The sequence below is a fragment of the Pseudoalteromonas sp. S3178 genome, from assembly GCF_005886985.1.
In the GTDB taxonomy this organism is placed as follows: domain Bacteria; phylum Pseudomonadota; class Gammaproteobacteria; order Enterobacterales; family Alteromonadaceae; genus Pseudoalteromonas; species Pseudoalteromonas carrageenovora.
Genome location: NZ_PNCW01000036.1, coordinates 17,089 through 31,977, shown reverse-complemented (window position 1 = coordinate 31,977; position 14,889 = coordinate 17,089). Strand labels below are relative to the sequence as shown.

The window sequence follows — 14,889 nt, the reverse complement described above, 5'->3', positions numbered from 1 at the left end:
GTCATAAAAGTACAAGTATTTTAATTTTAGGTTATAAAAACCAGCTCCAAGGCCGATTTAGTAACGTTAAAGTGTATTAGCTATGCTGCGATTTATATTTAATACGGTAGCTATGCAGTAATGGCTCAGTGTAACCACTTGGTTGTTTTGCACCTTCTAAAACTAAAGCTAAAGCGGCTTGATAAGCAATGCTATTTTTAAGTGATAGCTCGTTACTTGCCATAGGTTTATACGCGCTGTCGTGCTCGTTTTGGCCATCAACTACTTTAGCCATTTTAGCCATTGTTGACTCTATTTGAGCCTGCGTACATACCCCATGGTGTAGCCAATTAGCCATATGTTGGCTTGAGATACGCAGTGTAGCTCTGTCTTCCATTAAACCTATATGGTTTATATCGGGCACTTTTGAGCAGCCAATCCCTTGGTCTATCCAACGAACAACATAACCTAAAATGCCTTGTGCATTGTTTTCAAGCTCACTTTGAATATCTTCTTTTGAGAGCGTTGTAACATCGTCCATTAATGGTGGCGTAAGTAAGTCGCTAAGGCTTGCTTGTGCACGTGTCGCTATGTTTTGTTGCTCGTTAAATACATTTACATCATGATAATGCATTGCATGTAAGGTCGCCGCTGTAGGGGAGGGAACCCATGCGGTATTGGCACCAGATTGCGGATGCGCAAGTTTTTGCTCCATCATTAGTGCCATTTTATCTGGCATTGGCCACATGCCTTTACCTATTTGTGCTTTGTGACTTAAGCCACAAGCAAGGCCAATATCTACGTTACGGTCTTCGTATGCTTGGATCCATGGCTGCTTTTTAATCTCTGCTTTTGGTAATACAACTCCTGCATGCATTGAGGTATGAATTTCGTCTCCGGTTCTATCTAAAAAGCCGGTGTTAATAAATACAACACGCTCTTTAGCTCTATGTATACAGGCTTTTAAATTTGCAGAGGTGCGGCGCTCTTCATCCATAATGCCCATTTTAAGTGTATTTTTAGGTAAACTTAGTGCCTCTTCTACGTGGCTAAACAATGTGTTGGTAAAGGCGACTTCGTCGGGGCCATGCATTTTTGGCTTTACAATATTTATACTTTGAGCGCTTGAGTTTTTAATGCCTGTTTTTTTGTTTAAGTCGTGCAGGGCTGCTGTGGCTGTAAACATTGCATCCATAATGCCTTCAAATACAGGCTGACCGTAAATATCAGAAATAGCCGGATTAGTCATTAAATGGCCTACATTACGTACAAACATCATGCTACGGCCTTTTAAGGTAACTGTGTCACCATCAAGAGCTGTGTATGTTTTATCGCTTTGTAAGGTGCGCTCTACCGTTTTATCTCCTTTTTTAAATGACTCAGTTAAATTACCTTGCATAAGGCCTAACCAATTTTTATAAACTTGTACTTTATCCTCGGCATCAACTGCGGCTACAGAGTCTTCGCAATCCATTATGGTGGTAAGAGCGGCTTCGAGTACGACATCTTTTAAGCCAGCTTTATCGGCTTGGCCAATAGGGTGGTGATGGTCTATTTGTAGCTCTAAATGTAGGCCATTATTTTTTAATAAAATAACGCTTGGATTTTGCGCTTCACCCTTAAAACCAATAAGTTGTGAAGGGTTAGCAAGCCTTGTTTGCGAGCTGTCGCGAAGCGTTATAACTAGGCTACCATTAACTACTGAGTAATTAGTGCTTTCAATGTGCGAGCCATTACTTAGCGGTAGTGCTTTATCTAAAAACTGGCGCGCATAAGCCATTACTTTAAAGCCGCGCACTGGGTTATATGTGCTGCCTTTTTCGGCGCCGTCTTCTTCACTTAGCACGTCTGTGCCGTAAAGAGCGTCGTATAATGAACCCCAACGAGCATTTGCTGCGTTAAGCGCAAAGCGTGCATTACTAACAGGCACAACTAATTGTGGGCCAGCTGTAAGTGCCACCTCTGGCTCAACATTTTGAGTCTCAATACTAAAATTTTCAGGCTCTTTTACCAAGTAACCTATTTCTTGTAAAAAAGAGTGATATGCAGCGCTGTCCCACGATTTATTTTTTAAGTGGTAGTCGTCTATTTGCTGCTGCAATTGCTCTCTTTTTTCAAGTAGTGCACGGTTTGTTGGAGTCAGTGTTTGCACTATATTTGCAAAGCTTTTCCAAAATTGCTGCTCTGATAAATGAGTACCTGGAAGTAGCTTTGTTTTAACAAAGTCAGCTAGCTGTGTATCTACGCTTAGCCCTGAGTGTGTGAGAGTGTGAGTCATAATTACCTTCCTTAAACGGTGCCGTGTGTTGTTTTTATAAGTGTGTGTTAAACAAACAATACCGCATAAACACAGTGTTGAGTGCTTTTTGCTCATTCATAAAATATATAGCCGCAATAACAACTATAAATTTACTAAATCTAAAAAATGAGCCTAATGTTGAATTAAGCAAACGGAGCACACACTCCTAGCCACTCTCACAACATTAAAATAATTTATAGACCCGTTCGAAGGATTTTATTATGACAACGTACACACACGAAACAGACACTCTAGCGACCCTTTGCCAATCACAAGGTAATGCGTGGAAAGCAATTAACCCAGAGTATGCAAGCCGCATGCGTTTACAAAACCGCTTTCGTACTGGGATTGAAATTGCACAATACACAGCCGACGTAATGCGTGAAGATATGGCTGCATACGATAAAGACACAAGCCAATACACACAATCTTTAGGGTGTTGGCATGGTTTTACTGCGCAGCAGATGATGATGGCTATTAAGCGTCATCAAAAAACAACTAAACGCAGTTACGTATACTTAAGTGGTTGGATGGTTGCAGCGCTTCGCTCTGCATTTGGCCCATTACCCGATCAAAGCATGCACGAGAAAACGTCGGTACCTGCATTAATTGAAGAAATTTATACGTTTTTAAAGCAAGCTGATGCTCGTGAACTAGACCATTTGTTTAACGATTTAGATGAAGCAAAAGCAAATGGTGGTGATGTACAAGCTGTGCTTAATAAAATCGATAACTTTGAAACCCATGTAGTGCCAATTATTGCCGATATTGACGCAGGCTTTGGTAACGAAGAAGCAACCTACTTACTTGCTAAAAAAATGATTGAAGCCGGCGCGTGTGCCATTCAGATTGAAAACCAAGTTTCTGACGCTAAACAATGTGGCCACCAAGCAGGTAAAGTGACCGTACCGCATGAAGACTTTTTAGCAAAAATTAATGCGGTTCGTTACGCATTTTTAGAACTAGGGATTGATAACGGTATTATTGTGGCACGTACCGACTCGTTAGGTGCAAGCCTTACACAAAAAGTACCGGTATCTCAAACGCCGGGTGATTTAGCTAGCCAATACAATGCCTTTTTAGAAACGACACCTATTAGTGGGGTAGATGACTTAAATGAAGGTGATACCGCAATGAAAATTAACGGTGAGCTATGTAAACCAACTCGCCTTGAAAATGGCCTATATCAGTTCCGCGAAGGCACCGAAAAAGACCGCGTAGTACTTGATTGTATTACCAGCTTGCAGTCGGGCGCAGATTTACTGTGGATTGAAACAGAAAAACCACATGTTAAGCAAATTGCAGAACTGGTAAATCGCGTTAAAGAGCAAGTACCTGATGCTAAGCTTGTATACAATAACTCGCCTTCATTTAACTGGACGCTTAAGTTCCGCGAGCAAGTGTACCAAGAATGGCAAGAAGCTGGTCGTGACTTAAGTGCTTACCCAAGCTTAGGTGACAACAAAGGTTTAATGGCGCCAGAAATGGATGACACTGAGCTTGCTCAAGCAGCAGACTTGCTAGTACAAAACTTCCAGCGTGATGGCGCACGTGAAGCCGGTATTTTCCATCACTTAATCACATTACCTACGTATCATACTGCTGCACTAAGCACTGATATTTTATCTGAAGGTTACTTTGGTGACATGGGTATGCTTGCTTATGTACGTGATGTACAGCGCCAAGAAATTCGCCGTGAGCAGGCGTCAGTTAAGCATCAGGATCTTGCTGGTTCTAACATTGGCGATACGCATAAAGAGTACTTCTCGGGTGATAACGCACTTAAAGCAGGTGGTGAAGATAACACCATGAACCAATTTTAAATTCCTAACTAGATAGTGTTACTCAAGGGCCGGTAGGCCCTTTTTTATTATTTTAAATAAAGTTAGGTCATTGACGTATAGCTACAGATCATACTTTAACTAACCAAATTATTTTGGATCACGATTTAACTACCTGAGTAAATTTACAGATCAGAGTTTAACTAACACGCTATAAAACACATTTTTTACGCTAATTTTTACCGTAAAGGGCCTTTGTTGGGCATTAAAAAGCCGATAAGTTACTGATTTTAGATTTATGGAAAGATTAAATGCGTTTTATAAACCGATTTTTTACTAACTTCTTATAACTATAAAACAAAATTTTACTAACTGAGAGGTTATAAACAGTGGCTCAAACCGATTTTTTACTAACTCAAACTAGCTAAAGTAGTATAAACCGAAATTTTACTAACTGAAGTTCTGGCTAAGTCCGATACTTGCCTGCCACAAAACTGTAAAGGGGGTTTACAGTCTGAATACTACAGCAGTAAATATAAAAGCCACTTACTTGAAGTGGCTTTTATGTAAGTTATAAATTTATCATCTTGAGTTTATTTAGTGTGCTTATCAAACCACCATTGAATGTAAGCAACTTTGGTCATTAAGTTAGATGGGCGGGTTGTAATACCGTGAGATGCATTAGGTATGCGTACCATTGCAGTATCAACACCTTGTAGTTTTAACGCCTGATAAAACTGCTCAGTTTCTGATATTGGTGTACGGTAGTCAGATTCGCCAGTGAGCAACATAGTAGGAGTTTTAACATTACCTACATAGCTAATAGGTGAGCGTTTCATGTAATGCTCAATGTGATCCCATGGCTTACCCGGAAACCAGTAATCGGCAAAAAACGGATAGAAGTCAGCAGTTAGTACAAAGCTGATCCAATTAATAACGGGTTTAGCAACCACCGCAGCTGCAAAGCGGTCAGTATGGCCTACAATCCATGCTGTTAGCACACCACCGCCGGAGCCACCTGTTACAAATAACTTAGACTCATCAATAAAGCCTTTTGCTATTACTGCATCAACACCGGTCATTAAATCGTCAAAGTCGTTGCTTGGGTAATTATGGTGTATGGTTTGAGCAAATTCTTTACCGTATGAATCACTCCCACGAGGGTTCATATATAAAACTACATTACCTTTTGCGGCAAATAACTGTACTTCAGCACTAAAATGAGGGCCATAATTAGCAACAGGCCCGCCGTGTATTTCTAGTATTAATGGGTATTTTTTACTGCTATCGAACTCAGGCGGGTACGCAATCCAGCCCTGAATAGGCAGCTCATCGTGGCTTGATTTAACCCATATTTCTTCAACTTTAGCCAAAGCTTTGTCTGCTAGAGCATCATTATTAAGGGTAGTTAAACGCTGCGCTTTACCGCGTTTAATGGTTGCTATGTCTGAAGGGCGCTGAGTATCGGCAAGGGTAAAGGCTATTTCGCCATCTTCGCTTACATCAAAATCACCACCAGAATAAGGACGACCAAAAGCAACGCTGCCAATTTGCTCGGTGATTACTTTACGTTTACCGCTTCGAGGTTGATAGGCAAGGGCGGTTTGGCCTTCATCGGCATAGCTAAAGTAAACGCCTTTTGAGTTAGCACTCCATTTAATTTGCCCAACGCTTCTATCAAAATTAGGGGTTAAACTTTTTGTATCACCCGTTTTTAAATCACGAATATAAAGCTGGGTATTTTCGTAATTAGTGCGCTTGTCATCGTAACCTGTGTACGCTAAATAACGACCGTCGGGAGAGATTTTAGGTTGCTCGTCAGGGCCATTTCTATCAGTTATTGGCTCAATAGCTAAGGTATTTAAATTAAGTTTATACACTTCGCTATTGGTTGGTTTAAGTAAGTTTTGCTCGTGTCTGTTTGCTGAAAAATAAAGTGATTTCCCATCTTTACTAAAACTAACATTGCCAGCGTTATCAAATTCATCATTTGTGAGTTGCTGTGCATTCCCACCGTTGGCATCTATGGCAAAAAGCTGGCTAAATCCTTTTTGCGTATAACCGCCACCATCTGCTCGGTAGTAAACATCGTCAATAAACTTAGCAGGTTCTGCCCACGTTGCACCTTTTGGCTTTCCCGGTAAGCTTACTGGCGACGAAGAGTTGCTTGGAGCAAACATGCTAAAAATAAGCTGGCTTGAATCTGGGCTCCATGAAATAGCACGAGGGGAGCTTGTTAAGTTACTAATTTTTGCTACTGCACCGGTTTTTAGCCACTTCATATAAATTTGGCTACTGCCATCGCGGGTAGATATAAATGCAAGGCGCTGACCATCTGGAGAAAGCACTGGCGAGTAATCCATATGCACGCCAGAAGTTAATGGCTGCATTTGCTTAGTTTTATAATCAACAGACCAAATATTACCTACTTTACGGTCGGTTTTTATATCCATACGGTTACGAACAAAATAAACCGTTTTACCGTCTTCGGTTATATCTATTTGATTGGCGTATTCTAAATTGAATACGTCTTGTAATTGCAGTGTGTTTATTTCAGCGTAGGCTAAATTACTGCATCCTAAAACGAGGCTACTACCAAAACTAAGCGCTAAAAACTTTTTCATTTGTGATCCCTGTTGTGATTTTTATCATTCTAAATGTATTTATATGATAGCTTTTCAGGGATTAAAAGGGGGGATGCGATGAAGCTCTTATAAAACTCTATGAGTTAAGCTGTAAAGGGGGTTTACAGCTTCAATTAAAGGTAATGTAAAGACTTAGTCAGCTGATTCGCACAGTGCTTTAATATCTTTAATAAGTGCAATGCCGTCAGCGTTGTCGCCATGTACACATAAGCTATGTGCGTTGAGCGTTAGTTTTTTATCCGAGCGAGTTGTTACGCTACCATCAGATAAAAGCTGAGTTACTTGCTCTAGTAATGCTGTTTTATTGTGAACGCTGCCTTCAAGCGTTCGTGATACTAAATGTCCGTCATCGGTGTATTGCCTATCAGCAAAGGCCTCTAGTATTAACTCAACGCCTAAACTTTTAGCTATTTTAGTATGTTTATCAGCATTTTTAGTAGCTAAAATCATTAATTTTAATTTGCTAGGGTAGTTGGCAATAGCATTTATAACCGTTTGTAATATTTGCTCATCAGCCATCATGTCGTTATAAAGTGCGCCATGAGGTTTAACGTAGCTAAGCGTTAAACCTTGCACTTTTGCCATCCCTTCAAGAGCCGCTATTTGATAATGCAGGCAATTAGTAAGTTCTACTTCGCTAAGGTTCATTGAGCGCCTCCCAAAACCCTGTAAATCAGGGTAGCTAGGGTGAGCACCAATTTGTACCTTATGCTGCTTAGCAAGTTTAAGAGTTTTAGCTATTACATCAGCGTCACCTGCATGAAAGCCGCAGGCAATGTTAGCCATATTAATATGCGGCATTACATCGTCATCTAAGCCCATGTTCCATGAGCCAAAACTTTCGCCTAAATCGCAATTTAGTTTCATGTTAGTGCGCCTTTTGCGGTTTAATTGTGACAGGTAAAACGCCATTTGCTTTTTCTTCATCAAGTAATACTTTTGCTAACGCTGTAAAAGCGGGGCCAGAAACCCTCTCGTTCTCATCTATATCAATATTATAAGCGTATGACGCAAGTACTGCCTGAGCATATTCACCATACGTAGCAATATCGTAAGGCGCTCTTAAACTAATAAACACGGTGCTTTTATTACTTTTCTTAGCCATTTTTAATAATGATTCAAGCGCTTGAGGTTGCTGTGCAGTACTAAGAGCAAAATTAGGGTCATCTTTTAAATCGTCCATTCCGCCAATTTCTACTGCACTTTGATTAGGTGTAGCATTTGCGGCAATAACTACATCAGCAGCTTCTATTTGTGCTTTTGCGAGTGCAGGGTCGAACCCTTGTAAGCTACTACAAGTATAGGTAAATACTTGCTCGCTGATAGTTTCAATTGCTTGCTGCATTGCCATACATTTGCGTGTGTCGGGCATAATAATATGAATATTACTTCCAGCTTTGAGGTTAAGCGGTAGAGTACTGTTATTATTTTTAACTTGCGTAATTGCCTCTACGGCAAGCTCTGCTTCTATTGTACGGTGAGCTTTGCTGCCAATAATCTGCTTTGCATCTATTAATGCGGTAATAGGATCAAAATTAGTGCTTAGCTTAAATTTACTTTTTAAAGTGGTAATACGCTTCGCAGATTGTGCTATTTCGTGCTCATCGAGTTGTTTTGATTTTACAGCGGCTACCAGCTCTTTAATTAGCTCATCTAGTTTGTTTAGATCATCGGATGTTCTTATTTCTATAGGCATAAGTGCTATATCAACACCTGCCGCAAAGGTATTTATAACCGCTTGAGTTGGCGTAAAAAAGTGGCTAATACCCGCCATATCAAGCGCATCTGTAACCACGACTCCTTGATAGTTAAGTTCGTCTCGCAAAATATCTGTAATGATAGTTCGTGACATAGTGGCGGGTTTAATCATGGTTTTACCATCAACGCTTACAAAAGTGCTGCTATCGAGTTGCGGGTATTGAATATGTGCTGTCATTATCATGCCAGGGTTTTGCTTGGCGATAATATGTTTAAACGGCGCTAGATCTTGCTCGTAAATAACCTCTTTTGAATGGTTTACTTGAGGTAGCCCTGTATGGCTATCGACACTTGTATCACCATGCCCAGGAAAGTGCTTTAAAGAGGTGATCACACCATTACTTTCAAAACCAGCAACTTGAGCTGCACCTAATTTGCCAACCAGTGTAGGGTTTTCACCAAAGGAGCGAACGTTTATTACAGGGTTGTCAGGATTCATATTTACATCAACAGTAGGCGCGTAATTAACATTAACCCCTAATGATGCAAGCTCTTTTGCTATCACTGTTGCCGTTTGAGTTGCGTATTCAATACCGTGCTTTTTATAGGTTGCGCCAATCGACATATTACCTGTAAAGGAAGTGGCTACATCCCGTGGTAAACGCGCTACGCGTCCGCCTTCCTGATCTATTGATATAAATAGCGGCAACTTACTGCTTGATTTGCTTGCAGCAGTTTGTAGCTGCGTATTAAGCGTAATTGTTTGCTCGATTGATTGTGTATTTTCAGAAAATAAAATAACACCACCAATATTGTGTTTTGTTACTACGTTAGCAAGTTCGCTTGGCAAACTGGTCATTGGGGTACGGCATTGCTTGCTTGATCCTTGCTCACAGTAGTAGCGAAAGTCGAGTATTAACTTTTGGCCAAGTTGCTGTTCAAGAGAAAGTGCTGATTTAGCAAAAGAAGATTGTAATGGCATTAAGCACCCAGATAAAAAAACAAGAGACGATACAACATACTTATTTAGCAAAATATTCTCCAGAGCTAAATAAAATTAGATAAGTACACGCAGCTTATCTACTTTTAGGCGCAACTGCAAAGCGCGTATTGATCACGATTTATAGTAAAGTATAGATAGTATAATTAATGGCTTAATATTCAGCTAAGAGTTATAATTGACGGCTTTTTTACACTTTAAAGTGTTATTAATAACGAGTTGTGGAAGCGTTTTGATTAAAAAATTATTACCTGCTTTAAATTTAAGGTTTCTTATATTATTGCTCGCATTTTCTGCTGCAATGAGCACACTAGTGGGGAGTTTTTACTCTACTTATCAGGTTCAAAAAGAGCAGCTGACCAAATTAACGCTTAGAAGTAACCTTGCCTATGCACAAAAACTAGCTTCAGCAACCGATAATTTTTTAGAGTCAGCTCTTCAGCAACTCGCTTATTCGGCTAACGTTATTGAACATCAAACTGATGATCTACAGCTACTAAACAGCGAAGTAACCCGGTTAAATCTTCAAACAAATAGTTTTAATTCTGTTGTCGTTAATATCAATGGAATAATTGCCGTTACTTCGCCGCAACTTACAAAAATTATTGGTCAGCCAATTAACTCTCCAGGGGACAATTGAGGCCTTGAAGGAAAAGCGACCTTTAATTAGCAAGCCTTATATGTCGGCAGCTGGTAATTTAATTGTATTTATATCGCATCCACTATTTGATTTAAAAGGAAATTATTTAGGCTACATAGGTGGCTCTCTTTACCTAAAAGAAAAAAACATTTTGAATGCCTTACTAGAGCAACACTATTATGAAGGTGGTTCATACCTTTATGTTGTGAGTTCAAATAAGCGAATTCTTTACCACCCAGAAGCAAATAGAATTGGCTCTTTAGTGACGAATAATACAGTTATAAATTCTGTGCTAAGTGGTAAAAAAGGTACGTCGCAAGTAATTAATAGCCAAAATAAAGCTATGCTAGCCGGTTATGCACCTGTTGCGTTGTCTGGCTGGGGAATCGTAGCGCAAAGACCTTTAAAAACGACACTTTCTTCACTGGATTTATTAACGATTGAAGTGGTTAAACGAACAATTCCTATGGCGTTGATTACGTTTATATTTATTGGTTTATTTGCGCATTTCATTGCAAGGCCACTAAAACGTTTAGCCGACAATGCAGATACCCTTGACGATCCGCAAAGTTTAGAAAAATTAAAAGCAGTTAAATCCTGGTATTTTGAAAGCCATAGATTGAAACTAGCAATGTTAAAAGGGGTTAATATACTGCAAATGCAAATAGGGCAGCTTCGCCACGATGCGCAAACAGATCCTCTTACAGAAACACACAACAGAAGAAGCCTAAATGGCTTGCTAAATCAGCTTATATTTAAACAAACACCCTTTGCTATTTTAGAAATTGATATCGATTTTTTCAAACGAGTTAACGATACCTTTGGCCATGATAAAGGTGATGAAGCACTTGTGTATTTAACAAACATCATTAAAAAATTATCAAGGAAAGACGATATTGTTGCACGTATTGGCGGCGAAGAATTTGTGCTTGTACTGCCTAACGAAGACAGCCAAAGCGCTTTTAAAATTGCAGAGCGATTACGTACCACTGTTGAATCATCAAAAATAGATACTATTGGCTACATTACTATTTCGATAGGTATAGCAATTTGGCCAGATCATAGTAACGATATTGACCAAGTATATAAGTGTGCCGATAAAGCGCTTTATCATGCAAAAGAGCACGGTCGTAATCAAAGTGTGGTGGCTGATTTACTGTAGCTGTTACCACTTTTAATGTAATTACAGATACTTACTTGTTTTTATATATTAGTAATTGAGATTAATATTATTAGCTACTTGTAGTTATTTAATTAGCTTTAAATGCTTGACAAAATATTCGAACTCTATATAGTGGGCCGCAGCTAGAAAGAAAGCATGTAATTTATAAATCTCCATTTCGTTGTTGTATAAGTAATACTTGTAGTACCGTCCTGAAGTTTTTAAGTACCATCTCATTTTTTGCTACACCCGCTCACATGAGCATATTTTTTATTTTATATCAGGATATTACAATGTCTAACATCGTATCAGGTACAGTTAAGTGGTTCAACGAGTCTAAAGGTTTTGGTTTCATCGAGCAAGAAAATGGCCCAGACGTTTTCGCACATTTCTCAGCAATCAAAAGCGAAGGTTTCAAAACTTTAGCTGAAGGCCAACGTGTAGAGTTCACTCTTTCACAAGGTCAAAAAGGTCCTCAAGCTGATAACATCACAGCTGTATAATTTTACTTTTTAAGTAAAATGAAAAAAAGCGCTTAAGGCGCTTTTTTTGTGTCTAAAATTTGACTCAACTTAAGCTGCACCTATTATTAATGTAAGTTCATCAGTAGGTATCGTTATCATTAAGTCCTTCCTTACACTCGTTTTTATATTTATCAGCCATTATGTACAGGCTGAAGGTTTCAAGCTCACGATCTACACTGAGCACTTTTCACCATACAATTTTGAAAACAAAGCGGGTCAGCTTGTTGGCATAAATCTCGATATTGTAAAAGATGTATGCATTGCGTCAGACATTATCTGTGAATTTAAAATACTCCCTTGGAAACGAGCTTACAGCCTAGTCCAAAAAGAAAACCATTCAGGTATTATCTCTATTGCCAAAACGGCTGAAAGAGCTCCTATATTTAACTGGGTTGGGCCCTTGGCATCTAGTCAAACATTTTTTTATAAGCTTAAAAAGAATACTCAGTTAAAAATGAATAGCTTAAATGAGGCTAAGCAGTTTTCACTTGCTATCGTACGAGGGGATATTTACGAATCGATAGTTAAAAAAGTAGGGTTTGAATCAGGTAAAAACCTTTTGTCTATAGGTGATGAAAAGCAATATATGCACTTGTTTTTAAATAGTAAAATAGATTTAATTTTAGGCTCAGAGTACACCATTGGCTACCAGCTATCTCCATTTGGGTATAGCGAAGACGATATAGTTAAATTGCAAGAACTACCGATACCTGAAATAGCAGGTAACTACATTGCTTTTAATAAATCTGTACCCAAATACATTGTAGAACGATTTAACAAAGAATATGTAAAACTCAAAATAAAAGATAATTTTGCGGCCTATAAAAGCCGCTATAAGCTCTAAATTTAGTGATTTTCAGCTAATCCTTTACCCTGTTTTATTTCTAAAAAAGACTTTTGAAGGGCATTAACTAAGTTTATATCTGTTTTTTTATTTGCCGCTAAATACGCATCAACATTGAGCTCATCTACTTTATATACAAAGTTTAAATACTCTGGGTCTAGTTTTAAATAGTCGCTCATCTGCCTCATATATAAAGGATCATCGATAATTAAATCGACTTTTTTTGCCAATAACAGGCTGTAAGATTTTTGAATGTCAGTCGTCAGAACCACATCAAAGCCTAGCTTAAGAAGTGTTTGTGTAGAAAAGTCATTTCTTTGCATCGCTATTTTATATTTTTTGGCTTGCTGTGTGCTTTTAATACTTATGTCATCGCGTTCTGTAAGTGAAATAAATCCAAGCTGAAAATGCCCAATAGGGGCAATCCAGTAAAATTGATCTTCTCGTTCGGGGGTGCGTGCAAGGCTGTAAATAAAAGTGTTTTTAAGCTCACGAGCCACCTTGTAAGCTCTTGCCCACGGATACATGCGTATGTCAGGGGAAAGCTTAGCATTTTTAAATATATCTCTAATAAGCTCTGTTGAGGGCCCCATTACTTGCCCATCCACTAGTACTTGGTTTGGTGGTGCAAGTTCAGTTACTACTAAATAGCTGTCTTTGGCATTAGCAAAAAAAGAACATACTAAGCATAAAAAATAAAGAGTGTATTTCACAATTACGAGTCATTATAAAGTTTATATTTGTGAAATAAGTGTGGCTTAAAATGCTAAAAACACCAAAAATAAATAACTAAAAATAGGCTTTGAGAGCAAAAATAAACGAGAGTAAACAACAATTTCGAGTGTTCTAGGCAGGTTTTATATTATCGCTATTAGAGCAGAAAAATGTAAAGTGATGCTGAAAAGTTTACAGTGATTTGAGTGGGAGAGTAGAGTTTACTTAAACGACTTATAACTTTATTAAAGCCTTAAAACGATAAAAGGGCCTTGCGGCCCTTGGTGAAGTATCGTTCAAGTCAGATAGTGCTTTAACCCCTTAAAGGACTATCTTCTTGTTTTGCAACACCTGAGTTCATCTCAATAAGTTTCTAAGCTAGCGAGAGGAAAAACCCAGCAATTGCTGCGCTCATAAGGTTAGCCATAGATCCTGCTAACACTGCTCTGAGCCCTAAGCGTGCGATATCCTTCCGCCTGCTAGGCGCCATACCGCCTAACCCACCTAGTAAAATGGCTATCGATGATAAGTTAGCAAATCCACACAATGCAAAAGTAACAATTGCTTGCGTATGAGCGCTTAACGTATCGCGATAATTTATAAAGTCTAAGTAAGCAACAAACTCGTTTACTACTATCTTTTGACCAATAAAGCTGCCGGCTATAATTGCTTCATCCCACGGTACACCGAGTAACCATGCAACAGGAGCAAATAAATAACCTAATATTTCTTGTAGCGTCAATGTTGGGTAATCAAACCATCCGCCAACACCGCCTAATAAACCGTTTAATAAAGCAATTAACGCTACGAATGCAAGTAGCATTGCACCAACGTTAAGTGCTAAATGCATGCCATTAGCGGCGCCTGATGCAGCTGCATCAATTACATTAACTGGTTTATCGTCATCATTTAAATCTAAATCTGCTAAGTTATCTTTAGGAGTTTCTGTTTCTGGCACAATCATTTTTGCCATTAAAAAACCACCTGGTGCGGCCATAAAGCTTGCCGCAATAAGATACTTAAGGTCTACACCAATAATTACATAACCGGCCATTACTGAGCCTGCTACAGTGGCTAAGCCACCCACCATTACTGCAAACAATTCAGACTTAGTCATTGTTGCTATAAATGGCTTAACTATTAGCGGTGCTTCAGTTTGGCCTACAAAAATATTGGCCGTTGCTGAGAGCGATTCTGTACGCGAGGTTTTCAATAATTTTTGTAAACCACCGCCTAAAATTCTAATTATCCAATCCATAATGCCAAGGTGATATAAAACAGCTACAAGCGCTGAGAAAAACACAATAACCGGCAATACTTGAATAGCGAATATAAAACCAAGCGTATCTTGTGACGCTAGCGGACCAAATAAAAACCCAATACCGTCGTTTGCATAGCCAATAACCGATGAAACGGCTGCCGACATGCTAGTTAATACATTTTTTCCTGCTTCAAAAAACAGAACAAAACCGCCAATAACGACTTGCATAGCAAACGCTATACCAACGGTTCTTAAACTAATTGCTTTACGGTTTGTTGAAGCCGCAAAAGCAATACTTAGCAGCACAACCATGCCCACTAAGCTCATAAATGTTGTCATACC

General features: G+C 39.0%; 11 protein-coding genes. 5 read left to right on the top strand and 6 right to left on the bottom strand.

What is annotated here, in order from left to right; translation table 11 throughout:
- Window positions 1-76 precede the first annotated feature (76 nt).
- The gene (locus CWC11_RS11120; protein ID WP_138682745.1) at window positions 77-2,257 is read right to left on the bottom strand and encodes a malate synthase G; all 2,181 of its coding nucleotides are present in this window, start codon (window positions 2,255-2,257) and stop codon (window positions 77-79) included.
- 242 nt (window positions 2,258-2,499) lie between these two features.
- Here CWC11_RS11120 and CWC11_RS11115 point away from each other — a divergent pair, with 242 nt between their 5' ends.
- Window positions 2,500-4,101: an isocitrate lyase gene (locus CWC11_RS11115; RefSeq protein WP_138682744.1), complete on the top strand. Its 1,602-nt coding sequence runs from the start codon at window positions 2,500-2,502 to the stop codon at window positions 4,099-4,101.
- 551 nt (window positions 4,102-4,652) lie between these two features.
- On the opposite strand, the gene CWC11_RS11110 is transcribed toward CWC11_RS11115, so the two are convergent.
- The 3 genes from CWC11_RS11110 to CWC11_RS11100 all read right to left on the bottom strand — a co-directional run bounded on the left by CWC11_RS11110 (window position 4,653) and on the right by CWC11_RS11100 (window position 9,384).
- Window positions 4,653-6,683: a S9 family peptidase gene (locus tag CWC11_RS11110; protein ID WP_138682743.1), complete on the bottom strand. Its 2,031-nt coding sequence runs from the start codon at window positions 6,681-6,683 to the stop codon at window positions 4,653-4,655.
- A gap of 153 nt (window positions 6,684-6,836) precedes the next feature.
- Window positions 6,837-7,571, bottom strand: coding sequence for a 5-oxoprolinase subunit PxpA (locus CWC11_RS11105; protein WP_138682742.1), 735 nt, complete (start codon window positions 7,569-7,571; stop codon window positions 6,837-6,839).
- A 1-nt stretch (window position 7,572) separates the two neighbouring features.
- Complete coding sequence (locus tag CWC11_RS11100) at window positions 7,573-9,384, bottom strand: glycoside hydrolase family 3 protein (RefSeq protein ID WP_138682741.1); 1,812 nt, start codon at window positions 9,382-9,384, stop codon at window positions 7,573-7,575.
- Between the two features lie 250 nt (window positions 9,385-9,634).
- Here CWC11_RS11100 and CWC11_RS23605 point away from each other — a divergent pair, with 250 nt between their 5' ends.
- From CWC11_RS23605 to CWC11_RS11085, 4 genes are all read left to right on the top strand, one after another.
- A complete protein-coding gene (locus CWC11_RS23605) occupies window positions 9,635-10,042 on the top strand; it encodes a hypothetical protein (protein WP_502704797.1) in 408 nt (135 codons plus the stop codon).
- Window positions 10,043-10,082: 40 nt separating this feature from the next.
- Complete coding sequence (locus CWC11_RS11095; protein WP_502704796.1) at window positions 10,083-11,204, top strand: sensor domain-containing diguanylate cyclase; 1,122 nt, start codon at window positions 10,083-10,085, stop codon at window positions 11,202-11,204.
- Between the two features lie 293 nt (window positions 11,205-11,497).
- The gene (locus tag CWC11_RS11090) at window positions 11,498-11,707 is read left to right on the top strand and encodes a cold-shock protein (RefSeq protein WP_002959120.1); all 210 of its coding nucleotides are present in this window, start codon (window positions 11,498-11,500) and stop codon (window positions 11,705-11,707) included.
- Window positions 11,708-11,789: 82 nt separating this feature from the next.
- Window positions 11,790-12,572 (top strand): substrate-binding periplasmic protein, encoded by a 783-nt coding sequence (locus CWC11_RS11085; protein ID WP_349304429.1) that lies wholly within the window; start codon window positions 11,790-11,792, stop codon window positions 12,570-12,572.
- 2 nt (window positions 12,573-12,574) lie between these two features.
- Here CWC11_RS11085 and CWC11_RS11080 read toward each other — a convergent pair whose 3' ends face one another.
- Window positions 12,575-13,285, bottom strand: a complete 711-nt coding sequence (locus CWC11_RS11080) for a substrate-binding periplasmic protein (RefSeq protein ID WP_138682739.1) — start codon at window positions 13,283-13,285, stop codon at window positions 12,575-12,577.
- A 374-nt stretch (window positions 13,286-13,659) separates the two neighbouring features.
- Window positions 13,660-14,886 carry a NupC/NupG family nucleoside CNT transporter gene (locus CWC11_RS11075; protein WP_104644163.1) on the bottom strand — a complete coding sequence of 409 codons (1,227 nt, stop codon included), beginning with the start codon at window positions 14,884-14,886 and terminating at the stop codon, window positions 13,660-13,662.
- Window positions 14,887-14,889 lie beyond the last annotated feature (3 nt).